Origin of the sequence: Halpernia frigidisoli, assembly GCF_900113805.1 — a bacterium.
GTDB lineage: Bacteria > Bacteroidota > Bacteroidia > Flavobacteriales > Weeksellaceae > Halpernia > Halpernia frigidisoli.
The window spans coordinates 153014-178085 of record NZ_FOQT01000005.1 but is presented as its reverse complement, the minus strand read 5'-3'; the positions used below and the strand labels follow the sequence as shown (position 1 = coordinate 178085).

Below are 25072 nucleotides of genomic sequence, written 5' to 3'. Positions count from 1 at the left end.
AACTAAAAATTGGTATTTGTTGTATAGAAGTGTTTTTATTTCCAATTATAGTTCTTCGACCAGTTGTAAAATTCTTTTATTTTATCTGAATTTTTTTCGGCGTATTCAGTTGCTTCTTTATTTTGGGATGATAAGTAAATGACATTTGCAAAAGGTTCAATTAGATTTTTCTTATTCATTTCAATAAAATATGGCGCTAAAAATTCCCAGTAATATCCTTTTTTGTTTTTCTTCACTTCATCCATAACTAAAGTAATTGTTTTAAATTTTTCAGCAAATTTTTGGATTTCAGATTGATCTTTATTTTTTTCATCAAAATCCAATGCAGCTGCCATGGAAAGAGCTAAATCTACAGAAGAAAAATCATTTTCAGTTTTCTGTTTTTTATCAATGTTTTTTAATGTTTCTTCATCAATCGATAGTGAGATTGATTTATCTTCCTTCTGCGATACGCCTTTTTTCATCAGTGAAATGACAGCGTCTAAATTTCCTTTTGCTCTGGATGTTTTATTATCTAAAACGAGATATCTGCCTGAAGCTAATATTGACGCAATTCTATTGGAAGAATCTAAAATAGCCAATGCATTAAATGAGCTTGCATGATCTGGATTTAGTTCCGTAGCTTTCTGAAATGCTTTTATTGCTTTGTCATTTTGTTTTAAATTAAATAATGCTATTGCTTTATTATAATATAGCTGGTAATAGTTCGGAAATTTTATCAGGCCGCTATCGTATATTTTTATTGCTAAATCTGATTTACCAAATTTATCGAGAGAATTTCCATATGTTAAATAAACTGTTTTATTATCTTCATTTGGATACATCTGAAAAATATGTTTACAAATTTCTATCGCATCATCATATTTTGTAGATGATTCTAAAGACATTGCCTTTTCAGTCAAAGCAAATAAATTATCCTTATCCAGATTTAATGCTTCATCATATTTTGCTATCGCTTCGTTGAATTTTCCCGCATCGTGAAAGGAGATTCCTTCTTCAACTTTTTTGCCGGCCTCAATTTTATCTTGAGAGTAAAGCAAAGTTGAAAATAGTACTATTAAATAATAAAATTTCCTCATTTTCTTTTTTTTAATTTAAAGATATTTTCTTCGATATTCAAATATACATAAGTTTCAATACTTTTATTCATCTCTTTGAAGAAGAAATCATTGACTTTGTAGCCCGGATAGAAATGGAAATCCTTTTTTTTTTTCGTGCATTTGACGAAAAAAAAAGATTGGAATGGATAGCCGGACGGGTCTTCGATATATAAAGTAAACTTCTTGCTTCTAAAGAAAAAAACCATTCAAATTATGAACGGTTTTAATATTTTAAAATCTAAATCCTAAAGATATTCCACTTCTGAAGCCAGCCCAAGGTCCGCTAACATCGATATGCGCGCCGTGAGGATTGGTGGTGGTGGTATATTGCACGAAAGGGACATTTAAATCATCAATTTCCTGTTTCAATTTTGCCTGCATTTCCGGGGTTAAAGTTTGGTCTGTTGTAAGGTCAAAATCTCCTTTTCCAACGCCGTAATGCGCGCCGGCGATCCAAAAATCTAAGACTAAGTTTTGACTTTTAGTTAAGAATAATTGTGTCCCAACCATTAATCCGCCGCTGTTTCCAGTGGTGTCGCCAAAACCTTTTAGCGGAATAGGGAAGGTAACGCCGTTAATTGGTTGATAGTCGTAGACAAAATCAAAAGTGTTGGAAGTGACTTTTGAATAGCGGTAATAAGGTGCGAAATAAAAGCCTTTGCCGTAACCCTGCCCAATATAAAAGCGTGGTTCAACGGTAAAATTTGAGGCTTTTACTTGTAAATTATTTATTTTTTGTCTGTCGCTATCATCTAAAAAACTATTTAAAAATGGCACTTTTCCTTCTGGCACAGTTCCAAATCCCAAATTCATGGAAAACCATCTGTTGAAAGATCTTTCGTAAGATAAGTTGATATTTTTAAAAATGTAGGCTGTGACATTGGTTTTTACAATATTCATTTTTTCTGAACTTTCTTGCTGCGCGCTAAGATTTAAAGCTAAAAGGGCAGATGCTATTAAAAGAGTTTTTTTCATGGATTTTACTGATATATTAATACTTTAGAAACGGGATTTATAATTTTTTAGTTTGATAATAAGTTAAATTTAACAAAAAAAAATCTGCCTCATTCGAAAATGAAGCAGATTCTTAAAACTGTTGGTTATAGTCACCTAACTATGATAAGATTGTTTGTTCGTTTCTGGCTTTTATAAAAAGCAACTGCAATTTCCTTGATGGCATTTATTCTGTTCTTTTCCAGAGATACGGCATCATTATACATTTTTAGTTGAAGATCCCACTGTTTTTTGTCTTCTGCTGAAATTTTGGCTTCAATGTTTTTAATTAGAGAAATACTTTCTGACGAACATGGAGAAGTATTTTCAATATCAGAAAGAATTGTAAATGCGCTATTGAAATCTTTTTCTGCAATTGAGATTTTGGCTTGCATTATCAAGGCCGTGCAATTCATTTTTTGAAAATTTTTGTAGGTTGACAATGATTTATTTTGCGCAGTTTTGTAACAGGATGCTGATTCTGGTATTGACAAAAGCAGTGCAAGAGATTCTTCATAATTTCCTGATTTTTCTAAGGTTGAGGATTTATTAATAATTTGGGTGCAATTTTCTTCGTAATATTTTAATATTTTTTCTGTGCCAGAATTAATGAAATTAATGAGTAAAGGATCACTGGGCGACAAAGAATTTATTGCATTGTTTAAAGCGAGTTCTTGCGTCCTTCCGGTTCCTTTAAGTGTTTTTGAAAAAGAAGTAAACAAGACATTGCTTTGGTCTTGCTTTATTTTTAGTTGAAGCGTGATATTTGTAACGTTAATGTTTTGCATGCCACCTTCTACTATGTCATTTCCATTGATGATGATATTGGGTTCAAGCAACAAACCGTTGTTATAACTTGTAGAAGCAATGGCGTAGTTTGATAATAATTGTGATAGTTTTCCTTCTATTTTTTCTAGAATTTCTGGCTCAAATTTATTTTGCTGGTCTATATTAAAAAAGATAGCGAGTTGTATTTTTCCTATATCATTCTGGTTTTGAGCAAATCCTAATATATTAAAGAGTAAAAAAGACAAGAAGAGAATTTTAGTTATTTTCATTATTTTATGGTAATATAAATGGTATTTCCCTTGATGTCTTTCTCAGTTTGCATATTCAGACTTTTAAAAAATTTAAAAATTTCTAAAGCAAATTTGTTGGGATTATAGTTTTTTCCATTAGCATCTTTTAATGGAATTTTCACATCATCTAAAATCATTCTCATATCTGTAGTTCCTTGGATATGATAGTTGTTTTTGTAGGCATTTTTTTCCATCCATTCTTCAATTTGATCGGAAAGTGGTAGATTTTCTGGGGCTACTTCTGTGGACATTTTATAAGCAGAACCTTGTGCAAAACTAATATCGATGTTTAATGATTTACCATTATTTACTATATCGGTGAATTTATTTTGCATCACATTTAAGAATTCCTGCGACACACTTTCAACTGATTTTGATGCTAATTTACCAAAATCATCTGTGTAAAATTTACCACTTTCCCCAACTTTATTAGAGAGGGAATTTCCTGTGGAAGCTTCGTAAGCAGTCATTACAACGGTGACAGAATTTCCGCTACTGCTGTGAAGATCACTAATTTCTGCTTGCACATAAATATCGGCACCCGACATTTGGACAATTTGATCTTTAATGTCAGTTTGATTTTCTGAAGTAAAAATATTATTGTCTTTTGCAGATTTTAGTTTTGCAACAAAATCTACAGTTGTAAAGCCTCTTGAGTCAAATGCTTCTTTAATTTTTGTAATCGCAATTCTTTTATTGACGTCGCTTTCCAAAATAGTACGTAAATCTTCACCTTCTTTCACACAAGGAATCACCATTATTTTTGGCTGAACAGATTGTACATTGCTTGTAGTTCCTTGCGCTTCAATTCTTAACATTGAAAAAAAGCATAACAGTATTAATGATATTTTTTTGTAATATTTTTTCATTTTTAATAGCCAAATTTTCTAATGATTGAGTTTTGTTCCAGATCTAATTTCAAGGCTTTTGTATTTACCAAAATTCTATAACTCCCATCTTGATTTTTTGTGGAAGAAGTAATAAAAGTTTTGTAGCGATTTTCTTTAAAAAATAGATTGAAATACTGTGGAAATTGCTGCTCAATTTCTCTTTCTGAAGTTGAAATTAAAGGCATTGTTTGGTTACTGTTTGGGAAACCTCGAAAGAGGAGTTGATTAAAAACTTCGTAATCAGGAGTTTCTTTGCTTATATTAATAGTAACCGAATCATTATCAAAACTAATAAATTGAAAATCTGATTTTGTTCTATTGGTGCAACTGCTAAAAAGTAAAAATAAGGTTACAAAAAAACATATTTTAAATTTCATGTTTTATTTTTTGATAATTAAAGTACAATCTAAAGTCTTTTCTTTAGAAAAATTTGAAATAATATTTTCTCCCGATTTTTTATCTACAGAAAATGCTTCTGAAAGATTTTCACCTGCAAGATTTTTTACTTCAACTTCGCCTATCTTTTGAGGATATTTCTGTCCTTCTATCAATTCTACTTTGTCAATTGTAAAACGATCACCGATATTCACACCGTTAGTTTTCCCGATATTCAACAAAACTTTCACTTTTGTTTTATCATCATTTTCTAAAATCCGAATCAATTTTCCTTGTACAGGAAAATTAAATTTAAAATATTGAATAATTTCTAATTGAACAGATTTCATCGCTTGTTGCACGGCACTTTCCGGTGAAAGCATTAAATCACTTGCTTTGCCTTCAAAACTAGTTGCATCCGTACTAAGACCAGAAGCAACATCAACAATTTTCATTTGAAATGCTACGCTCGCTTTATATCCATTTACATTTCCATTCGAACTTCGCATCGCATAAACAGGAATTTTTGTAATTGTGCCAGTTATGATTTTTTGAGCGGCAAGTTTTACACCTTGTTCTACTAAATTTTTACTGTCAATAAATGCTTCAGATTTTTGCAATTCTAATTCATCCTTTACTTTGTCCGCACTTGTTCGGTCAACTACCCGAAATCTTTTAGAATTGGTTAATATTTCTACAATTTTTTCTGTCACCAAACTTGTAAATTTACTATTGTCTTCACTTGTAAATTCACTTACACCAACTATAATTCTATTATCTTCCTGTGCTAAAATTTTGCTAAATGACAAAATAATCATTAAAAATAATAATATCCTTTTCATTAGAGATTTCCTGCTGATTGAAGAGTTGTAATAATGCTTTTGATTGCTTTAGATTGAAATAAAGTTTCCTCACCTAAAACTGATATAGCAGTTTTAGCATAATTCATTGATGAAGCAACTTTGCCTAATTTCATAGGATTTCTAAACGATTTTGCCTCTTCTACAACTGAGGAAAAAGAAGAACTAAATGTTTGCATATTTTGTACTTGAGAAAAAATTCTTGTTGCTAATTCTTGGCATTCTGCCAAAGTTGGTTTTTTTACAGTAACATCTGTTATTCCATCAATGTTTTCTCCTATTGAACGGGTATATAGATTTTGTAATAAAGGAGTGATATTAGCAGATTCTAGTGCTGAAGTTCCAATTTTGTTGTTTAACTCATCAAGTGAAGTGAGACTTGATACTTTAGGAGATTCTAATTTTTGAATTTTTTCAAGTCTTATTTTAGACTCTTGAATCTCTTCTTTCGTTTGAGAAAATAAAATAGAAGAAGTAGCAAACATAAAGATTGCAAAAAAGATATTTTTCATGTTGTTTAATTTTTTATCAAAACTAATTGTAAAAAATAAAACTACATTACGGAAAACCGTAATGTCTTGAAATAAAATTTGAGTAAAGATTTATTAATTATTAACAAAAAAAATCTGCTTCATTCGAAAATGAAACAGATTTTATATAATTAGGGGAATTTTATTACATCATTCCACCCATTCCGCCCATATTTGGTGCAGCTGGATCTTCTTTAGGGATTTCTGTAATCACACATTCTGTTGTCAACAACATACCCGCAACAGATGCTGCATTTTCTAAAGCGACACGAACTACTTTCGTAGGATCGATAATTCCCGCTTCAAACATATTGCAATATTCGTCAGTTTTTGCGTTAAAACCAAAATCGCCTGTTCCTTCCGCAACTTTCGCTACAACAACTGAACCTTCACCACCGGCGTTAGTTACAATTTGTCTTAAAGGCTCTTCAATAGCACGTTTGATGATTTTAATACCTGTATTTTCATCCTGGTTAGCACCTTCTACATTAATTGCAGATATAGCTCTTACTAAAGCAACACCACCACCAGCAACAATACCTTCTTCAACAGCCGCTCTCGTAGCGTGAAGTGCATCGTCAACACGGTCTTTTTTCTCTTTCATTTCAATTTCCGAAGCTGCACCAATGTAAAGAACTGCAACACCACCAGCTAATTTAGCTAATCTTTCCTGCAATTTTTCACGATCATAATCAGAAGTTGTAGTTTCCATTTGCGCTTTGATCTGGTTTACTCTTCCTTTGATCAAACTTTCTTCACCAGCACCATTTACCAAAGTTGTATTTTCTTTGTCAATGGTTACTTTTTCAGCAGTTCCAAGCATTTCAATAGTTGCATTTTCCATTGTGAAACCTCTGTCCTCAGAAATTACTGTTCCACCTGTTAAAATTGCAATATCTTCTAAAAGTGCTTTTCTTCTGTCACCAAAACCAGGTGCTTTCACAGCAGCGATTTTAAGTGAACCTCTTAATTTATTTACCACTAAAGTTGCTAAAGCTTCACCTTCAACTTCTTCACAGATAATTAAAAGTGCTTTTCCTGATTGAGCAACCGGTTCTAAAATCGGCAACAAATCTTTCATTGAAGAGATTTTTTTCTCAACTAATAAAATATAGGGATTTTCAAGTTCAGTGATCATTTTCTCAGGATTTGTCACAAAATAAGGCGACTGATATCCTCTATCAAACTGCATTCCTTCCACAACATCAACTGTCGTGTCAATTCCTTTTGCTTCTTCAACAGTAATTACACCTTCTTTACCAACTTTTCCGAAAGCCTCAGCGATCAAAGCACCGATAGTTTCATCGTTGTTTGCAGAAACAGAAGCAACTTGCTTGATTTTTTCTGACTCGTTCCCAACTTCCTGAGACTGAGATTTTAAGTTTTCAACAACCGCTTTTACAGCTTTGTCGATTCCTCTTTTTAAGTCCATTGGATTTGCACCCGCTGCAACGTTTTTCAAACCTTCGCGAACGATAGCCTGAGCTAAAACTGTTGCTGTAGTTGTTCCGTCACCAGCAATATCATTGGTTTTAGAAGCTACTTCTTTCACCATTTGAGCGCCCATGTTTTCTACACGGTCTTCAAGTTCAATTTCTTTTGCTACAGAAACACCATCTTTTGTTACGTGTGGTGCGCCGTAAGATTTTTCAATTACAACATTTCTACCTTTTGGTCCCAATGTTACTTTTACTGCGTTTGCTAAAGCATCAACACCTCTTTTTAAAGCATCTCTACTGTCAATATCGAATTTTATTTCTTTTGCCATAATATTTTTTATTTAAACGTTAAATTTTAACGTCATATTCTATTTTAAAATTAATTTGGATTTTATTTTGGAAAGATTTAAATCTTAACCAAGAATTCCTAAAATATCAGATTCTTTAACAATTAAGTACTCTTTTCCGTCAATTTTTAATTCAGAACCTGAATATTTACCGTAAAGCACTTTATCACCAACTTTTACAGTCATTGGTTCATCAACGTTTCCATTACCTACAGCAACAGCAATTCCTTCCTGTGGTTTTTCTTTTGCATTGTCCGGAATAATAATTCCTGAAGCGGTTTTTGTTTCAGCAGCGGTTGGTTCTATTAAAACGCGGTCTGCAATTGGTCTAAAATTTACTGACATATTATATTATTTTTTTAAAGTTTCTGTTTTGGTTTTGACTATAATTATGCCATTAAAAATTTAGACAGTTTTTTCATTTAAATAAAATTATTGTCAAAAGGAGCTTAATTTTATCGGAAATATTGTCACATTCTATTTAAAATAGATATGTGAATTTTACTAATTTAAAATTTTAACTAACAAAATCAAATCTAAATTTCCTTATTTTTGTTAAATGAAATCGCTGTGTAAAAACTTTTGAAAAGCTGATACACGCCAAAAGGCGATACCATTTGCCCTTAAAAAAACCTGAAATCTACAAATGAAAGACGCGCTTGCACTACAACTTCAGACTTTACCTTCCGATCCCGGCGTTTACAGATATTACGACAAAAATGAGAAATTACTTTATGTAGGAAAAGCCAAAAATTTAAAGAAAAGAGTAATGTCTTACTTTAATAAAAATCAGGTTGGTTTCAGAACAAGAACAATGATCTCGAGAATTGTCCGTCTGGAAACGACTGTTGTAAATAGCGAATACGACGCACTTTTACTCGAAAATAATTTAATTAAAGAAAATCAACCATTTTTTAATATCAATCTAAAAGACGATAAATCTTTCCCATACATCGTCATAAAAAATGAAAATTTCCCGAGAATTTATCTTACAAGAAATAAAATTAAAGACGGCTCAGAATATTATGGACCTTACGCAAAAGTTCGTCCCGCACGTGTTTTACTGGATACAATTAAAAATATTTACAAAATTAGAACCTGCAATCTAAATCTTGCACCTGATAAAATTTCGGAAGGAAAGTATAAAGTCTGTTTGGAATACCACATAAAAAATTGTGAAGGACCTTGCGAAATGCTTGAATCTAAAGCAGATTATGATGAAAAAATTGAAGCGATCCGCGGTATTATAAAAGGCGATTTCAAGTTAGCCACGAATTATCTGGAAATTCAGATGCAGAAATTTGCAGAGAATTTGCAGTTTGAAAGCGCGCAGAATATTAAAGAAAGACTTCAAAATTTAGAAAATTACCGCGCACGTCACACCGTTGTTAATCCAAATATTGATGATGTGGATGTTTTTGGAATGACAAGTGATGACTCTGCGGCGTATGTCAATTATTTTAAAATCAGAAACGGAAATATAATTCAATCTTTCACAACAGAAATTAAAAAAATGCTGGAAGAAACGGATGAGGAAATTATGGAAGAAGCTTTGATTGAAATTCGTCAGAAATTTGAATCGACCTCAAAAGAAATTTTACTGCCATTTCATCTCACTGTAGAAATTCCGAACGTGAAAATTTATGTTCCGAAAATGGGCGACAAAAAGAGAATTTTGGAATTATCTGAAAAAAATGCTAAAGAATATCGAATCGAAAAATTAAAGCAAGTTCAAATTATTGATCCGGAAAGACATACGAACCGGATAATGGCAGAAATGCAGAAATTACTGAGAATGCCTGCAGAACCGCGACATATTGAAGGTTTTGATAATTCAAATATTCAGGGGACAAATCCTGTCGGCGCTTGTGTCGTTTTTCGGGACGGAAAAGCTTTCAAAAAAGACTATCGGATTTTTCATATAAAAACCGTCACCGGTCCGGATGATTTTGCAAGTATGGAAGAAGTTATTTACCGAAGATACCGCAGAATGCTGGAAGAAGGCGAAGATTTGCCGCAATTAATTTTAATAGATGGTGGAAAAGGCCAACTAAGTTCGGCTGTGAAAAGTTTAAAATTATTAGGACTTTATGGCAAAATCACCATAATCGGGATTGCAAAACGTCTGGAAGAAATATTTTTCCCGGAAGATCCGATTCCATTATATTTAGATAAATCTTCGGAAACTTTAAAAATATTGCAACGTGTGCGAGATGAATCTCACCGTTTTGGCGTAAAACATCACAGAGCGCGCCGGACAAATTCTACTATTAAATCTGAATTGGAAGAAATTCCGGGCGTTGGTGAAAAAACAATTGAATTACTTTTAAATAAATTAAAATCTGTGAAACGCGTCAAAGAAGCGAATGTTGAGATTTTAGAAGAAATTTTAGGTAAATCGAAAGGAAAAATAGTTTGGGATTTTTTTAATGCAAATTGATGAAGAAAATTATTTTTATTAGTTTGTTTTTTTTCTGTCAAATAATTTTCGCACAGTTTATAAAAGGCAGCGTTAAAGATGAAAATGATGTGCCCATTTCAAATGTTTCCATTTATATTGATGGAAGTACGATTAACGCACTTACAGACGAGAAGGGAAATTTTGATTTGCAGACATCAATTAAAACTGGAAATTTAATTATTAATAAAGAGGATTTTTCTAAAGTAATTTTCCCTGTGAAAGATGCGATCGGAAAAAATTTGAAAGTCACTCTGCAAAAAGAAAAATTAATAGAAGAAGTAAGTTTAATTCCTTACACAGACAGAGATTTTGAGAGAAATTTTTCTATTTTTCAATATGCTTTTTTGGGTGACACTAATTCTACAAAAATTTTAAACAAGAAAGATCTGCTTTTTGCCGTTGACAGAAAGAATAATATTTTTCGCGCAAAGGCGAAACATCCGTTAATAATAGAAAACGAAAATTTAGGCTACACGATTCAGTTTGATTTAATAAATTTTGAAAAAGCCGAGCAGACTTTGACCTACAACGGAAATACTTTATTTACGGAAATGCGCGGCAGTAAAAAACGTGAAAGCAAATTTAAAGAGCAACGTGAAGAAGCATTCATTGGAAGTGCAACGCACTTTTTTCAAAGTTTGTTTGCGGAAAAAACAAAGGAAAATGGGTTTAATATAAATTCTGTGAAGATTATTCCAAATCCAAATTATCCGACTCAACTTGAAATGGATCAGCTCAATAATTATGTGAAAAGCCAAATTGATTTAAATAAAATAATAAATCTGGATGCAATGCCGAAAGACATTAGAATTATTAGTCAAAAAACTAAAAATTCAAAAACTGCTTTGGTAATCTTAAAAAAAAGTATTTCTGAGAATGACTATTCTTACAGAAAAAATGGTGAACTCTTTTTAAAGTTTGATAATTTGCTGCAGGTTGTTTATGTCACAAAAGACCAAAGAATAATTGATACGTTACTGGATAGCGATGGAGAAACTTTTCAGATTTTGGCAGATGGATATTATTTAGATCAAGATAAATTAATTTTTAACGGCACTTGGGGAAATTATAAAATTTCAAAAATGTTACCAACTGATTACTCTTTAAAGTAAATTATTTCACCAGATCCAATCCTCCAAAATTACCTGAACTCATCATCAGAAAAACGGCTTTTGTTTTATCTAAAGTTTCCCAGTAATTGTGCAGATCTTCCGCATTTGTAAAGACTTTTAGATCTTTATTTTTAAATTTTTCTTTAATGAAATCCGCAGAAATAGCGTCCATTCTTTTAATTTTTAAGGCTTCTTCAGAATAGAAAACGATGGCCTCTTCTAAACCATCCAAAGCAGAATCATATTGTTCTAAAAAGACTGGATTCAAACTAGAGTAGGTGTGAAGTTCTAAAAAACCGTATTTTTTCTCGGTTGGAAATTGTTCGCAGAATGCTTTTACCACGGCTTTTACTTTACTTGGCGCGTGTGCAAAATCTTTATATAAAGTTCCTTTGTCATTTCTCTCAATTTTTTCCAAACGTTTTGAAGCGCCTTTAAAACTCATGATGGCTTCATAAAATTCTTCTTCCATAATGCCCAATTGTTGGCAAATAAATCTTGCGCCTTCAAGATTAAGGAGATTATGTTTTCCAAAAACAGACAATTCAATTTCGCCCATATTTGTTTTTAAATAAACTTTGCCGTCAGAAATTTTATATTCTGGCGTTTTATAAGGGATTTTTCGAAAATAATTATTTGAATTTTCTACCACTTTTACGACTTCTTCATCTTCCTCGTTATAAACCAAAACGCCGCCCGGAGTTATACTTGCGACGAATTTTCTAAACTGTTCGATGTAATCATCAAAAGTTTTAAAAACATTAATGTGATCCCAAGCAATTCCGGAAAGCAAAGCAATATTCGGTAAATAAAGTAAAAATTTTGAACGTAGATCGATCGGTGAAGACAAATATTCATCGCCTTCCAAAATCATAAAATCATTATCATCGGTGATTTTCACCATGCAGTCAAAACCTTCCAATTGCGCGCCCACCATATAATCGATGTCTTTTTGGTGAAAATTTAAAACATGCAAAATCATAGAAGTAATTGTCGTTTTTCCGTGAGAACCGCCAATTACAACGCGTGTTTTATTTTTAGATTGTTCGTAAAGAAATTCAGGATAAGAATATATTTTTAAACCTAATTCTTTCGCTTTTATAAGTTCGGGATTATCAATTCGGGCGTGCATTCCCAAAATCACAGCATCTAAGTCTGCAGTGATCTTTTCTGGAAACCAGCCTAAAATTTCAGGTAAAATATGTTTATTTGAAAGTCTTGATTTTGAAGGTTCAAAAATAGCATCATCAGATCCTGTCACTTCAAATCCTTTGTCTTTTAAAGCGATGGCTAAATTGTGCATTGCGCTTCCGCCGATTGCGATGAAATGGGTTTTCAAAATTTGTCTTTATTTAGATTCAGGAAGTTTGATTTTAAAAATACTGTATTTAATACAGAAATTTCTTTGGTTCTTCTGCCGTACCTTCCTCAAGTTTATTCGCTTTCAATTCTTCTTCATAATCGTGCAACAGGTTAAAATCATTTGTCTGTTCTATTCCGTGCATGATTTTTTCTAAAATAGTTTGTGCGTCATCGTTTTCATAATCAATGTCGAGCGCTTTTTTAAATTCCATGGTTGGTTTTACACCGGTAACTTTTATTTTTAAACCTTTCTTGTCAAAAGCACGTCTAAAACCATTAATTTTTATTGGAATTACGATCGGTTTTTGATTTTTAACCAATTTTGCCGTGCCTTTTCTACCTTGCGCAAAAGCCGAAGTTGTACCTTGTGGAAAGGTAATCACCCAACCATTATCAAGCGCTTTCATTATGTTTTCAATTTCTGAAAGATCAACCATTCGGTTGACATTATGACCTTCCGCCCGCCAGGTTCTTTTAACGGTAATTGCACCAGCTAATTTAAAAATTCTTGAAAGAATTCCTTTATTCATAGTTTCTTCCGCGGCAACATAATAGAAATCAACTTTTGGATTTAAAAGATAAATCGGGTTTTTTATGGAATTTAAATAACCATTATTTACCGAGCAAAAAGCGTGGTACATCGCGGCAACGTCTGCAAAATAAGTTTGGTGATTGGACACAAATAAAACGTTTGAATCCGGTAGATCTACCAGGTTTTCTGTACCGGTAATTTTAAGTTTATTGAAGCCGTTAAATCTTCTGTAGGAAATCATTCCCAAAACAAAAATTATGAGCCTTTTGAGGAAATAAAGATTTCCAAAAGCATCCGTAAATATGTTTTTCTTTGCCATTTATCAATTTGAACTAAGTCGCAAATTTACATATTTTTTAACAATAAACTGAACTCGCTTAATATCATAGAAGTCGCGCCCCAAATTTCATAACCATTAAAATTAATGACCGGAACTTCCACGCCACGAGATGAATTTAAGATTTTCATTTCTGGTTTTTCGGAAAGATTTAATAAGGATTCTACCGGAAATTCTATCAAATCAACCGCTTCGGTTTCCTGTAAAATAAATGCCGGATTTTTTGTGGTGTAAGACGCAAAAGCATGAACGTAAAAATTACTTGGCGGAATATAAATAGGCGATAATTCCCGGATAATTCTAATATAATCTTCGGAAATTCCTACTTCTTCGGAAGTTTCGCGCTTTGCTGTTTTTCTAAAATCTAGATCAGAATCTTCTTTTTTGCCGCCAGGAAAGGAAATTTGTCCGCTGTGTTTGTCACGCTCGTTTTTACTTCTGAGAATTAGCGGAAAATACCAGGCATTATCTTTTAAATAAAGTAAAATATTAACCGCGGCTAATTTTGGATTTTTTGCTAAAATTTCTTCTTCAGAAAGTACATCTCTGTAAGGCGGCGAATAAATCGAATGCGCATTTTCACCTTCCAAAGGCGCTTTTTTTATTTTATCTAATAAGTCTCTTCCGAAAATTTGCATAATGTAAAATTAAGGAATTTGATTTACAGAAAAGAATAAATGTTTAATTTTTAAAAATCCTGTAATATTCAGTTGATAATATAATTGTTCCAACTATAACCGAAGCCACTATAAATTGTATAAAATAAAAATTGCCTTCTTCATTTCCATTAAATTGAATATTTGTAAAAACTACAAGTGAGTTTACAAAAAATGAAATCAAAGTTGCACTAATAATTTTGGAAATTAACTTTTCACTTTTGTAATATAGAAATATGAAAATGGCGGCAAAAAGTAAATTTAAAATTATAGAAATAAATCTTGAATCTGATCCCATAACTTCTTGACACAGCGAAATTAAACCACCGTTTGTATATAAAAAAGTAATTTGAATTATAGGAAAAAATGAACTTATAATTAATATTAACGTAAAAATTTTAGCAAATTTCATTGACGTGCATTTTATTGACAAATATCTTCCAGATTCTTCTCATAGAGACCATTAAAAACTCCAGAAATTATAACTTTTTTACGCAGAAATCTTTAACTTTAATTTAAAATTTTTAGATCTACTTTTCAATCTTTTTGTAACTAGTCACAATTCCTCTTATTAAAGCAGAACTAAAACCATTATGTTCCATTTCATTTAGACCGGCTATTGTGCAACCTTTTGGCGTGGTTACTTTGTCAATTTCAAATTCTGGATGTTGCTCGCGCTGAATTAATAATTCTGAGGCGCCTTTTACAGTTTGAGTTACAATTTTTGACGCGGTGTTGGCATCAAAACCGATCTCAATTCCACCTTGAATCATCGCGCGGATAAAACGCAGAACGTAAGCAATTCCACACGCGCCAATAACGGTTGCGGCTTCCATTAAATCTTCATTGATCTGGATCGTAGAACCTATAGAATTAAAAAAAGATTTTACCGTTTCATTTCTTTCTTTGTCTAAATCAGTGCTGCAAATACAGGTTACAGATTCCTGCACATCTGCGGCTGTATTTGGCATGGCACGGTAAATCGGAAGATCTTTGCCAATACTTTTCTGAATTTGTGCAATCGAAATTCCCGTTGCCAAAGAAACGATAATGTGTTTGTCGGGATTTATTTTTGAAGAAATTTCTTCTAAAACGGAAAGTATATTGTGTGGTTTCAAGGCCACAATTATTAATTCTGATCCTTCAACTGCTGATGAATTATCTGAAGTTATTGTAATGCCTTTTTCTTCAAAATCTTTTAGATCTGCTAAATTTCTTTTGGTTGCCGTAATGTTTTTTAAAGGAAAAGATTTTGTATCAATTAATCCCTGAATAATTGATTTTCCTAAATTTCCTGCGCCGATTATGGCTACTTTTTCGTTTTTCATGTTTGGTTTTGATCTGGTAAAAATAAGGTTTTTGAACTCTTAATAACTTTTGCTTTGAAATGTATTAAAAATCGGCAAAAAACAAAAGATTTTCTTCTTTAGCCCCGATTGGAACGGCATCCTTTTTTGGCGCGAGCGAAGCGAGCGCCAAAAAAGATAAAGTGGAAAGCGGGTCATATTTCGGAAAAAGCGAAAACCGTCTTGCTCCTAAATAAAAGAAACTCTCAGATTTTGAAAGTTTCAGTAATTTTAGTTTGAATAACCTGAGAGTTCTTTTTTGTCGCTGTTCAAAAGTTTGTATTCCAGATATTTAAAGGAATCGCGGGGAATTATTGTGACCCATTTTTTATATTTCAAATACCATTTTGTCTGAACGCTCATAATTCCTTTGGTTAAATAAGCTTCTACGAAAGGGTGGACGTGAAGGTAAAGTTTGCCTTTGTGCGTCTGAATGATATTGCGAATGGTCTCTTCCATTTTTTCCACGATCACGACTGGTGCAAGGATTTCGCCGTTTTCATTCGGGTTGTCTTCCTTCGTTTTGATCACTTTTTCTGGACGTGTTCTTTGTCTTGTAATTTGAATTAAACCAAATTTGCTTGGTGGCAAGATTTTATGGCGCGCTTTGTCGCGTTCCATTTCTGCGCGAAGATGATCAAAAAGATCTCGGCGGTGATTGGCGTCGATCATATCAATAAAATCTACCACAATTATTCCGCCCATATCGCGTAAACGCAACTGACGGGCAATTTCTGTGGCTGCCATTTTATTGACGTAAAGTGCATGTTCTTTGTTGCCGGATTTCCCGGAATTGATGTTATTTCCCGAGTTGACATCGATGACGTGAAGTGCTTCTGTATGCTCGATAACAAGATAAGCGCCTTTTGAACTGGGAATATTAACGTGTTTGCCAAAACTTTGTTTCAGTTGTTTTTCTACGTTATAATATTCCATCAAAGGAATGTGAGAATCGTAAAACTGAACAATATTTTTGCGTTCCGGTGCGATGACTTCAAGATAATTTTTCATATCCGAAACCATCTGTTCATCATCACAAAAAATATTGACGAAATCTGCATTAAAGTTATCGCGTAAAATCATGGAAGCTTTATCTTCTTCACTCAAGATTTTAGACGGGACTTTCGCTTTTTGGATATTTTTAAACGTGGCTTCCCATTTTTGAACCAGTTGATTCATGTCATTGTGAAGTTCAGCAACTTTTTTTCCTTCGGCTACAGTTCTAATTATCACGCCAAAACCTTCAGGTTTTATGCTTTCTATTAAAGTCCGCAATCTTATTTTTTCAGCAGAATCTTCAATTTTTTTTGAAATTGAAACTTTGTTGTCAAAGGGAATTAAAACTAAAAATCTTCCTGTAAGTGAGATTTGTGTCGAAATTCTTGGTCCTTTCGTTGAAATCGGTTCTTTTGTAATTTGTAGTAAAACCGTGTCGTCTTTCGCTAAAACTTTATCGATTAGTCCGTTTTTCGAAATTTCCTTTTCAATGGGAAAATTCTTTAATCCAGGCGTATCGAGTTTTTTGGTAATTACGCTTTTCAGAAAACTGGAGTAAGTAAGATATTCCGGTCCAAGATCCTGATAATGCAGAAATGCGTCTTTATCATAACCAATATTCACGAAAGCAGCATTAAGATTTGGTGCCAGTTTTTTCACTTTTCCCAGAAAAAGATCGCCAACTACAAAATCACTTTTCATTTCTTCTTCATGAAGCTCAAACAATCGTCCTTCCTCTAAAAGCGCGATTTTAGTGTAGTCATCTTCATGCGATATGATCAGTTCTTTCTTCATTAATAAAAATGAGGTGTTTCTTAATATTTAAAAATAGGGTAAAACAAAAATATAGTCAATGGAAATTGTAGGAAATTCACATTAACTATATTTATATATTTGCTAAAAAGAGCCTATTTTTTCTTATGTCTGTTCGCTCTTCTACGTTTTTTTCTTTTGTGGGTCGCTACCTTATGTCTCTTTCTTTTTTTTCCGCTTGGCATAATGTCTGTTATTTATAAGTTTAAATTTAATTTATTTTACTGGTACTTTCGTTTTGATCTTCTCAACAAAAGTTTTGGAAGGTTTAAAAGCCGGGATGTTGTGCGCCGGGATTTCGATGGCAGTATTTTTAGAAATATTTCTTCCTGTTTTTGCTGCTCTGGTCTTAATAATGAATGATCCGAAACCTCTAAGATAAACATTATCACCATTATACATAGAAGTTCTCACCTCTTGCATGAAAGCTTCGATCACTTTCTGCGTGTCGTTCTTTTCTACGCCTAATTTATTTGAGATGGTGTTTACCAATTCTGCCTTTGTCATTTCCTTTTTTGTTTATATTTTTGGTGTGCAAATATAAAACTTATTTTTGAAAGCAAAAAAACAAAAGCCTGATTTTCTACATCTTGGTGAGAAATTATTAAATTGGTACGGCACAAATTCCCGCGATCTGCCCTGGCGAAAAACAAAAGATCCATATAAAATCTGGATATGCGAAATACTTCTGCAGCAAACCCAGGTAAAACAAGGTCTCAATCATTATCTGAGATTTGTTGAAAGGTTTCCAGATGTTAAATCTCTGGCGGAAGCTCATGAAGATGAGGTTTTACTCTATTGGAAAGGACTTGGTTATTATTCACGAGCTTTAAATTTACACAAAGCTTCCAAACAGATTATGCAGGATTTTGACGGAAATTTCCCAGATGATTATGAATCGATCTTAAGTTTAAAAGGTGTCGGAAAATACACAGCTGCGGCAATTGCAAGTATTGCTTTTGACCTGAAATATCCTGCAGTTGATGGCAATTTTTATCGTGTTTTATCACGTCTTTTTGCCGATAATTTTGATATTTCGAATGCAAAAGCCTTCCAGTATTTCTCTGAACTTGCACTTTTGATGATGCCCGAACATCAATTTGGGGATTTTAATGAAGCGATGATGGATCTGGGATCAGAGATTTGCAAACCAAAAAATCCTATTTGTGTTGCTTGTCCTTTAAATGAGGATTGTCTGGCTTTTCAATCCGGAACTGTCAATGAGTTTCCTTTAAAGACGAAAAAAACAAAGGTTACATATCTTGAATTGACCTATTATTTCATTAATTTTAAAGATCAGTTTTTAATAAAGCGACGCGGCGATGATTTTATCTGGAAGAAACTTTACGAATTTTCAACTTCAATTCCGGAAGATTTTGAGCAATATATAAGAAGGTCAAATTCGATTTCTCATAAACTAACGCACAAAAATTTAAACATAATAATTAATGATGTTCAACTTCCAGATTTAGAATTGTTAAAAAAGTTTGCTTCCGAAAATGATTTTGAAATTATAAATTTGGAAGAAGCAAAACAAAAATCTTTTCCGAAACCATTGCAGAATTATCTTGAAAATTACAGTAAAAAATCATCTTTTCAAGGTGAATTGTTCTAAGGGAAAATCTAAAATTTAGAATTAAAAAAATCACTATTTTTGCCGAATGTTTAAAAACATCTTTTTAGCTATAATAATTTTTTCTCTGGCTTCCTGTGCTAAAGAGCCTTTGCCAAAACCAAGTGGCGAGCTGCGTTTAGAATATCCGGCGCATAAATATCAAACTCTTGTTCAAAACAGCCCCTTTTCTTTTGAATATTCTACATCAGCGAAAATTTTTAACGGAAAAAAAACGTTTTGGTATTATGTTAATTATCCGAATATGAAGGCCAAAATTTTCATCACTTATTTCCCGATAAAAAATGATTTTAATGAGCATTTAAAAGAAGCTGAAAAATTAGTTTATGAACATACAATAAAGGCAAGCTCGATCGATACGAAAACTTTCAGCTATCCGGAAAAGAAAGTTTATGGTAATTTTTACGAATTAAATGGCGAATCAGCCTCGAATATTCAGTTTTACGTTACGGACAGCACCAGAAATTTCGTGACTGCAAATCTTTATTTTAATTCGCGTCCAAGACCAGATTCACTTGCGCCGGCGGTAGATTATATTAAAAAAGATATGCTTCATATGATCGAAACTTTTAAATGGAAATAGGTTAGAAGTGAAAAGTAAAAAGTAAAAATTAAAAAGACTTTAATAAATAAAAATTTAAGTAAAAACCACGAAGTGGTGCAATTTTTCTAATAATTATAATATGAAATTACTAGCAGTAGGAACCGTCGCTTTTGACGCAATAGAAACGCCTTTTGGCAAAACAGATAAAATTTTAGGCGGCGCCGCAACTTATATTGGTCTTTCGGCCGCAGTTTTAAAAACTGATGTGAGTTTAGTTTCAGTTGTTGGTGGCGACTTTCCACAGGAATATCTGGATTTATTAACTTCAAAAAATATCGGAATTGACGGTGTAGAAATCGTGAAAGACGGAAAAACATTTTTCTGGTCCGGAAAATACCATAATGATTTAAACACTAGAGATACTTTGGTGACTGAGCTAAATGTATTGGAAAATTTTGATCCAAAAGTGCCCGCAGATTCTGCTGATGCTGAAGTTTTATTGTTGGGAAATCTTCATCCTGCCGTGCAGCTTTCGGTTTTAGAAAAAATGAATTCTCGTCCGAAAATGGTAATTTTAGATACTATGAATTTCTGGATGGATCTTACATGGGATCTTTTGATGGAAATGATTACCAAAACGGATGTAATTTGTATCAATGACGAAGAAGCGAGACAACTTTCCGGCGAATATTCTTTGGTAAAAGCAGCACAAAAAATCCACACTTTAGGCCCAAAATTCGTAATCATCAAAAAAGGGGAACATGGCGCTTTGCTTTTCCATGAAGGAAAAATATTTGCTATTCCAGCTTTGCCTTTAGAGGAAGTATTTGATCCAACAGGCGCAGGAGACACTTTTGCAGGTGGATTTGCGGCTCATTTAGCAAAAACAGGCGATTTTAGTTTTGATAATATGAAATCTGCGATTATCGTAGGTTCAGCAATGGCATCATTCACGGTAGAAAAATTTGGTACAGAACGTTTGGTAGAAGTAACTGGCGAAGATTTAAAAGAAAGAATCAACGAATTTAAAAAACTAACTTCATTCGAAGTTTCGCTTTAAATATTTAAAATAAATGAAAAAAATTATTGCTTTTTTACTTTTTGTTTCAGTAAATACTTTTTGCTTTTCTCAGTATATGATCGTGGGAAAAGACAGTATCTCTCTGGCAAATTTTAAAAAAGATTATTTATACGGTCTGCAAAATTCGGGCGTGGCGGAAACTGTTAAAACGACACAAGATTTCTATCTTTTGCAGCAGTTTGCTGAAGAAAAAAAGGCAGATACCACAGCGACTTTTCGAAATGGAATGGCCCGGAAAGAATCAGAACTTCGCAATAAATTATTTCTTCCGTCCAATATTACAGAACCACTTTTAAATCAGTTTATTAATGATAATAAATCGGAGAGAAAAGTTCTTGTTTTTATTAAGGAAAAAGCCGCCGATGATAAAACAGATTATACGTCAGTTTATAATGAAGTAAAATCCGGTAAAATGTCAATGGAAGAGGCCATGAAAAAATACATGGAAAAACCAGGCGGTTCATTTTACGTAAAACCTGGCAGTTTGGATGATGAGTTGTATTCTGAAATTAAAACTTTACCAAAAAACGGCTACACAAAACTTTTTCAAACTTCTAAAATTGTCGCCTTTGCACAAAATTTAGACAGCAGACCAAGTTTGGGCTATATAGTGTTTGGAACGATTTCTTACGCAAATGATGCAGCTGCTGCTAAAATGAAAACAGACATTTACTCGGCGTTAAAGAGTGGTAAAAAATTTCCGGAAATTGCAAAATTGTACGGTTCATCTGACGCAGAAAAAAATAATGGTGGACTTGTAACTGGCTCTCCAACTTTGCCGGATGCCGTTTATGCAGCGTTAAAAGGTAAAAAAGAAGGAGAGTATTCTGAGCCTGTTTTAGTTGGTGATAAATATTTTGTTTTCTATATTTATTCACTGATGCCTTATGATTCTGATCCGAAAAATAAAGAATTTTACAAGTCGCAAATGATGAGATCGCAATACGGCGAGTTAGCGCAAAAAAACCTGATCGAATATCTGAAAAAACAACCAACTTACAAGGAATCTGCAACTTATACAGCAATTCAAAAATCGTATGCTTCTTTGATCTCAGAAAAAAAATCTGATGCGGTGCTTTATTCTTTTAGCAACCATAAACTAACCGTTGAAGACTTACAAAAGTTACTGACTGAAAAAGTAAAGGACGCAGATAAATTGAAGCCTGAAGAATGGAAAGGTCTTTTAAGCCTTATCAATTCCCAGTTTGTATATAATTCTTACGAACAGGATTTTGCTTTACGAAGCGATATTAAACCTGAACTGGATGCCGCAAAACGTAATTTTTACTCAGAATTTATATTTTCAGGCTGGCTGAAGCAACAGCTGGCAACTCATCCGGAATGGTTTACGGAATATTACAATAAAAATAAAAGTAAATATACCTGGGAAAGCCGTGCGGACGGACGTGTCGCGATTCTTACGGATGAAACTTTAGAGCCTTCAATTAAAAAAGAAATTGCTGATCCGAAAAACTGGGATTCTTTAAAAAAGAAATACGAAGGAAAAGCAAACGAAAAAACAAAGACTGCCGTAAATTTTGAAAACGGCGAAATGTCTGAAACTGCTGACGTGTTTAAAAAATACAATGTACCTTTTAAAAAGGGAGTTTTTACCACAAAAATGGGGACAAAAACTTTGGTGATCGCGATCGATTCTATTTTGCCACCTTCGCAAATGACAGAAAAAGAATCTGAAGAATATTTGAAAGACGGGGTTTCTGAAGAACAGCTCAATTCAATAATCGAAAGACAGCGCGCAAAAACGAAAATAATCGTGCAACCGGAATTTCTGAAAGATCTTGAGAAAAATTTTAAGAAATAATTATAATAAAATATAAAGCATAATTCATTTAGAATCATAAATTTGCAACTTATTTAAAATCAAATAATGACAAAGGACATAAAGTACTTTTTTTTCACAGTTTTTCTTATTTTAGGAACGATCACCACGCAGGCTCAGGTTAAAGCCGGTCAATTGGTTGACGGTATTTCTGCGGTTGTGGGAAATGAGATCGTTTTAGAATCAGATATTCAGGAGCAACTTACTTACGCCCAGCAACAGGGTGAAACGGTGACTGATAAATGCAGTTTTCTGGAGAAAATAGTGGGGAACAAACTTTTAATTTATCAGGCAAAAAAAGATACTTTAATTGAAGACCGTTCTGCAGCTATCAGAGAGAATACGGACAATAAGTACACGCAGATTTTGTCTCAGTTTCCGGATGAAAAATCTATGCTTGCGGCATACAAATTCAGAACGCCGTTTGAGATGAAAAATACCATCGAAAAAATTGACAGCGATCAGTATTATGGTCAGGCAAAATATGGGAGAATTACGGAAAAAGCTGATGTGACGCCGAATGAGGTTACAGATTTTTACACGCTTTACCAATCTCAGTTACCTGAAGTGAAAGATGAGGTGACTTTAGCAGAGATCAGTCTTTATCCAAAATTAACTGCCGCGCACAAGCAGGAACTGATCGATAAATTAAAGAAAATAAAAGCAGACATTCTTGGTGGCGAAACTTTTGAGAATGAAGCCAGAATCTACTCCGAAGATCCTGGATCCGCCAAAAACGGCGGTTTGTATAAAGATATTTCCCGTGGAAAAATGGTGAAAATATTTGAAGCAACTGCTTTAAATCTTCAAGAAGGTGATATTTCCGATCCTGTAGAATCAGATTTTGGTTTCCATATCATTCAGTTGGTAAAAAAATCAGGTAAGCAATATGATGCACGCCATATTTTATTAAAAGCTGTGCCGGATACTGGTGAGATCGCCGCTGCCAAGAAAGAACTCGACAGCATAAAAGTGTTGATCACAAAAGGTGAAATTACTTTTAAAAATGCAGCATTCAAATTTTCTGACAATAAAGCGACAAAATTTAGTGGCGGATTAATTTCCGGACAAGATGGATCCGACAGATTAGAAAAGTCAACATTAGCAGCAAATATCGCTTACCAGATCGCTGGTGTCAATAAAGGAGATATGACGGATGTTTTTGAAGATGATCTTAACGAAAAGAAAGTAGTTACACTTTTAAAAGTTGAAGATGTGATCGGAGCGCACCGGTTGGATATCGCCACGGATTACAACCGCATCAAAGATCTTGCATTAAACAGAAAGAAAAATGATATTATCGAAAAATGGATAAATCAGGAAATTCCGAAAACCTTTATTTCCATTGATAACCGATACGACGGTTGCACATACAAAAGCAACTACAAGAAAACGGCAATGAAAAACTAAAATATGATCTCTGATTTTTTCAGAGATTTTTTTTTGGGCATATCCGCCGAGGCGTCGGTCGCGCTATCCGCTATATCTTTTTTTTGCCAGTGCTTTTAATTACAAAAACGTCTTATTTGCCAGCGCAAAAAAAAGGATGCCGCTTCTATCGCTTATGCAGAGAGTAGTTATTAATAAAAATTTTATATAAAAAGCCAATTTTTTTGAAATTCTCAATTTCAATTTCACAAATAAAATTATTATTTTTACCCAATGAGCAATGTTACAGATTTTGGTACTGCAAAAAAAATCGTGCAAAACAGTGCAAATAAAATCACGTCTTTATTTGAGATAAAATATCCTCTAATTCAGGGCGGTATGATCTGGCATTCCGGCTGGAAGTTGGCTTCTGCTGTTTCAAATTGCGGTGGTTTGGGCTTAATTGGCGCCGGAAGTATGTATCCGGATATTCTTCGGGGAAATATTCAGAAGTGTAAAAAAGCCACTTCAAAACCTTTCGGCGTTAATGTTCCAATGCTTTATCCAAACTTAGATGAAGTTTTTAAAATTATTTTAGAAGAAAACATTAAGATCGTTTTCACTTCCGCAGGAAACCCTAAAATTTACACAGAAATCTTACAAAAGGAAGGCATAAAAGTAGCGCACGTTGTTTCTTCTACAAAGTTTGCCATAAAATGCGAAGAAGCAAATGTTGACGCCATTGTTGCAGAAGGTTTTGAAGCTGGCGGACATAATGGAAGAGACGAAACGACGACGTTTTGCTTGATCCCAAATGTTCGGAAAAATATTTCAAAACCATTAATTGCAGCTGGCGGAATTGCACTCGGTTCACAAATGAAAGCCGCAATGATCTTAGGCGCAGACGGTGTGCAGATAGGTTCACGTTTTGCCGCTACTGAAGAAGCAAGTGCCCACGAAATCTGGAAAAATAAGATCACAGAATTAAATGAAGGCGAGACACATTTGACTTTAAAAGAATTAGCGCCGGTGAGAATGGTGAAAAATAAATTTTTCAATGATCTGGAAAAACTTTACGAAAACGGTACTAATAAAGAAGTTCTGACAGAAACACTTGGAAGAGCGCGCGCAAAACTTGGAATGTTTGAAGGAAATTTGGAAGAAGGCGAATTAGAAATCGGGCAGGTTTCCGCTTTAATAAACGAAATTCTGCCCGTTTCAAAGGTGTTTGAAAATCTTTTAGCAGAATTTAATGCCGCAGATTTTTCTAAATTTTAAAGTACAAAATAGCCCAACGCAGATTTTTAAAAAATTAGTCAAAAGAAAACTAAAAATTTTAGATATTTTTTTTGTTGTCTTTTCAGCCTTTTGAATAAAT

At 33.4% G+C, this 25072-nt stretch carries 23 protein-coding genes; 8 read left to right on the top strand and 15 right to left on the bottom strand.

The window, feature by feature from the left end; translation table 11 throughout:
* Positions 1–35 precede the first annotated feature (35 nt).
* From BM238_RS13130 to BM238_RS13085, 9 genes are all read right to left on the bottom strand, one after another.
* Positions 36–1079 (bottom strand): tetratricopeptide repeat protein, encoded by a 1044-nt coding sequence (locus BM238_RS13130; protein WP_090082193.1) that lies wholly within the window; start codon positions 1077–1079, stop codon positions 36–38.
* A gap of 252 nt (positions 1080–1331) precedes the next feature.
* Entirely contained in the window at positions 1332–2075 is a 744-nt protein-coding gene (locus tag BM238_RS13120) for a DUF3575 domain-containing protein (protein WP_090082189.1), read from the bottom strand.
* 131 nt (positions 2076–2206) lie between these two features.
* Complete coding sequence (locus BM238_RS13115) at positions 2207–3127, bottom strand: hypothetical protein (protein WP_221404938.1); 921 nt, start codon at positions 3125–3127, stop codon at positions 2207–2209.
* Positions 3128–3150: 23 nt separating this feature from the next.
* Positions 3151–4041, bottom strand: a complete 891-nt coding sequence (locus BM238_RS13110) for a DUF6175 family protein (protein ID WP_233741969.1) — start codon at positions 4039–4041, stop codon at positions 3151–3153.
* A gap of 2 nt (positions 4042–4043) precedes the next feature.
* On the bottom strand, positions 4044–4439 hold the full coding sequence (locus tag BM238_RS13105) for a hypothetical protein (RefSeq protein ID WP_090082184.1): 396 nt from the start codon (positions 4437–4439) through the stop codon (positions 4044–4046).
* 3 nt (positions 4440–4442) lie between these two features.
* Complete coding sequence (locus BM238_RS13100; protein WP_090082182.1) at positions 4443–5279, bottom strand: CsgG/HfaB family protein; 837 nt, start codon at positions 5277–5279, stop codon at positions 4443–4445.
* A complete protein-coding gene (locus tag BM238_RS13095) occupies positions 5279–5809 on the bottom strand; it encodes a hypothetical protein (RefSeq protein ID WP_090082180.1) in 531 nt (176 codons plus the stop codon). The genes BM238_RS13100 and BM238_RS13095 overlap by 1 nt, the downstream gene beginning before the upstream one ends.
* Positions 5810–5972: 163 nt before the next feature.
* A complete protein-coding gene (gene groL / locus BM238_RS13090) occupies positions 5973–7595 on the bottom strand; it encodes a chaperonin GroEL (protein ID WP_090082178.1) in 1623 nt (540 codons plus the stop codon).
* Positions 7596–7679: 84 nt separating this feature from the next.
* Positions 7680–7958 (bottom strand): co-chaperone GroES, encoded by a 279-nt coding sequence (locus tag BM238_RS13085; RefSeq protein WP_090082175.1) that lies wholly within the window; start codon positions 7956–7958, stop codon positions 7680–7682.
* Between the two features lie 301 nt (positions 7959–8259).
* Between BM238_RS13085 and uvrC the strand changes: the two genes are divergently transcribed.
* The gene (gene uvrC / locus BM238_RS13080; protein ID WP_090082171.1) at positions 8260–10053 is read left to right on the top strand and encodes an excinuclease ABC subunit UvrC; all 1794 of its coding nucleotides are present in this window, start codon (positions 8260–8262) and stop codon (positions 10051–10053) included.
* Complete coding sequence (locus BM238_RS13075) at positions 10053–11186, top strand: carboxypeptidase-like regulatory domain-containing protein (protein ID WP_090082167.1); 1134 nt, start codon at positions 10053–10055, stop codon at positions 11184–11186. The genes uvrC and BM238_RS13075 overlap by 1 nt, the downstream gene beginning before the upstream one ends.
* A 1-nt stretch (position 11187) precedes the next feature.
* Here the strand turns inward: BM238_RS13075 and BM238_RS13070 are convergent, their stop codons facing one another.
* The 6 genes from BM238_RS13070 to BM238_RS13040 form a co-directional block, all read right to left on the bottom strand.
* Positions 11188–12525, bottom strand: a complete 1338-nt coding sequence (locus tag BM238_RS13070) for a UDP-N-acetylmuramate--L-alanine ligase (protein ID WP_090082163.1) — start codon at positions 12523–12525, stop codon at positions 11188–11190.
* 49 nt (positions 12526–12574) lie between these two features.
* Positions 12575–13399: a lysophospholipid acyltransferase family protein gene (locus BM238_RS13065; RefSeq protein WP_090082160.1), complete on the bottom strand. Its 825-nt coding sequence runs from the start codon at positions 13397–13399 to the stop codon at positions 12575–12577.
* A 26-nt stretch (positions 13400–13425) separates the two neighbouring features.
* Positions 13426–14055: an NUDIX hydrolase gene (locus tag BM238_RS13060; protein WP_090082158.1), complete on the bottom strand. Its 630-nt coding sequence runs from the start codon at positions 14053–14055 to the stop codon at positions 13426–13428.
* A 548-nt stretch (positions 14056–14603) separates the two neighbouring features.
* On the bottom strand, positions 14604–15401 hold the full coding sequence (gene proC, locus BM238_RS13050; protein ID WP_090082150.1) for a pyrroline-5-carboxylate reductase: 798 nt from the start codon (positions 15399–15401) through the stop codon (positions 14604–14606).
* Between the two features lie 249 nt (positions 15402–15650).
* Entirely contained in the window at positions 15651–17210 is a 1560-nt protein-coding gene (locus tag BM238_RS13045) for an Rne/Rng family ribonuclease (protein WP_090082147.1), read from the bottom strand.
* 234 nt (positions 17211–17444) lie between these two features.
* The gene (locus tag BM238_RS13040) at positions 17445–17735 is read right to left on the bottom strand and encodes an HU family DNA-binding protein (RefSeq protein ID WP_090082143.1); all 291 of its coding nucleotides are present in this window, start codon (positions 17733–17735) and stop codon (positions 17445–17447) included.
* A gap of 46 nt (positions 17736–17781) precedes the next feature.
* On the opposite strand from BM238_RS13040, the gene mutY reads away from it, so the two are divergent.
* The 6 genes from mutY (at position 17782) to BM238_RS13010 (ending at position 24972) form a co-directional block, all read left to right on the top strand.
* Entirely contained in the window at positions 17782–18843 is a 1062-nt protein-coding gene (mutY, locus tag BM238_RS13035) for an A/G-specific adenine glycosylase (protein ID WP_090082139.1), read from the top strand.
* Between the two features lie 46 nt (positions 18844–18889).
* Positions 18890–19444 (top strand): gliding motility lipoprotein GldD, encoded by a 555-nt coding sequence (gene gldD, locus BM238_RS13030; RefSeq protein ID WP_090082135.1) that lies wholly within the window; start codon positions 18890–18892, stop codon positions 19442–19444.
* A gap of 100 nt (positions 19445–19544) precedes the next feature.
* The gene (locus BM238_RS13025) at positions 19545–20465 is read left to right on the top strand and encodes a PfkB family carbohydrate kinase (protein WP_090082131.1); all 921 of its coding nucleotides are present in this window, start codon (positions 19545–19547) and stop codon (positions 20463–20465) included.
* 13 nt (positions 20466–20478) lie between these two features.
* Positions 20479–22308, top strand: coding sequence for a peptidylprolyl isomerase (locus BM238_RS13020; protein ID WP_090082127.1), 1830 nt, complete (start codon positions 20479–20481; stop codon positions 22306–22308).
* A gap of 66 nt (positions 22309–22374) precedes the next feature.
* Complete coding sequence (locus BM238_RS13015) at positions 22375–23736, top strand: peptidylprolyl isomerase (RefSeq protein WP_090082119.1); 1362 nt, start codon at positions 22375–22377, stop codon at positions 23734–23736.
* Between the two features lie 252 nt (positions 23737–23988).
* A complete protein-coding gene (locus BM238_RS13010) occupies positions 23989–24972 on the top strand; it encodes an NAD(P)H-dependent flavin oxidoreductase (protein ID WP_090082116.1) in 984 nt (327 codons plus the stop codon).
* The last annotated feature ends 100 nt before the right edge of the window (positions 24973–25072 follow it).

What these genes read in the sequence shown, in the direction of transcription:
- BM238_RS13130 (WP_090082193.1), bottom strand. Translation starts at nt 1,079, where the DNA reads ATGAGGAAATTTTATTATTTAATAGTACTATTTTCAACTTTGCTTTAC.
- BM238_RS13120 (WP_090082189.1), bottom strand. Translation starts at nt 2,075, where the DNA reads ATGAAAAAAACTCTTTTAATAGCATCTGCCCTTTTAGCTTTAAATCTT.
- BM238_RS13110 (WP_233741969.1), bottom strand. Translation starts at nt 4,041, where the DNA reads ATGAAAAAATATTACAAAAAAATATCATTAATACTGTTATGCTTTTTT.
- BM238_RS13105 (WP_090082184.1), bottom strand. Translation starts at nt 4,439, where the DNA reads ATGAAATTTAAAATATGTTTTTTTGTAACCTTATTTTTACTTTTTAGC.
- BM238_RS13100 (WP_090082182.1), bottom strand. Translation starts at nt 5,279, where the DNA reads ATGAAAAGGATATTATTATTTTTAATGATTATTTTGTCATTTAGCAAA.
- BM238_RS13095 (WP_090082180.1), bottom strand. Translation starts at nt 5,809, where the DNA reads ATGAAAAATATCTTTTTTGCAATCTTTATGTTTGCTACTTCTTCTATT.
- groL (WP_090082178.1), bottom strand. Translation starts at nt 7,595, where the DNA reads ATGGCAAAAGAAATAAAATTCGATATTGACAGTAGAGATGCTTTAAAA.
- BM238_RS13085 (WP_090082175.1), bottom strand. Translation starts at nt 7,958, where the DNA reads ATGTCAGTAAATTTTAGACCAATTGCAGACCGCGTTTTAATAGAACCA.
- uvrC (WP_090082171.1), top strand. Translation starts at nt 8,260, where the DNA reads ATGAAAGACGCGCTTGCACTACAACTTCAGACTTTACCTTCCGATCCC.
- BM238_RS13075 (WP_090082167.1), top strand. Translation starts at nt 10,053, where the DNA reads ATGAAGAAAATTATTTTTATTAGTTTGTTTTTTTTCTGTCAAATAATT.
- BM238_RS13065 (WP_090082160.1), bottom strand. Translation starts at nt 13,399, where the DNA reads ATGGCAAAGAAAAACATATTTACGGATGCTTTTGGAAATCTTTATTTC.
- BM238_RS13060 (WP_090082158.1), bottom strand. Translation starts at nt 14,055, where the DNA reads ATGCAAATTTTCGGAAGAGACTTATTAGATAAAATAAAAAAAGCGCCT.
- proC (WP_090082150.1), bottom strand. Translation starts at nt 15,401, where the DNA reads ATGAAAAACGAAAAAGTAGCCATAATCGGCGCAGGAAATTTAGGAAAA.
- BM238_RS13045 (WP_090082147.1), bottom strand. Translation starts at nt 17,210, where the DNA reads ATGAAGAAAGAACTGATCATATCGCATGAAGATGACTACACTAAAATC.
- BM238_RS13040 (WP_090082143.1), bottom strand. Translation starts at nt 17,735, where the DNA reads ATGACAAAGGCAGAATTGGTAAACACCATCTCAAATAAATTAGGCGTA.
- gldD (WP_090082135.1), top strand. Translation starts at nt 18,890, where the DNA reads ATGTTTAAAAACATCTTTTTAGCTATAATAATTTTTTCTCTGGCTTCC.
- BM238_RS13025 (WP_090082131.1), top strand. Translation starts at nt 19,545, where the DNA reads ATGAAATTACTAGCAGTAGGAACCGTCGCTTTTGACGCAATAGAAACG.
- BM238_RS13020 (WP_090082127.1), top strand. Translation starts at nt 20,479, where the DNA reads ATGAAAAAAATTATTGCTTTTTTACTTTTTGTTTCAGTAAATACTTTT.
- BM238_RS13015 (WP_090082119.1), top strand. Translation starts at nt 22,375, where the DNA reads ATGACAAAGGACATAAAGTACTTTTTTTTCACAGTTTTTCTTATTTTA.
- BM238_RS13010 (WP_090082116.1), top strand. Translation starts at nt 23,989, where the DNA reads ATGAGCAATGTTACAGATTTTGGTACTGCAAAAAAAATCGTGCAAAAC.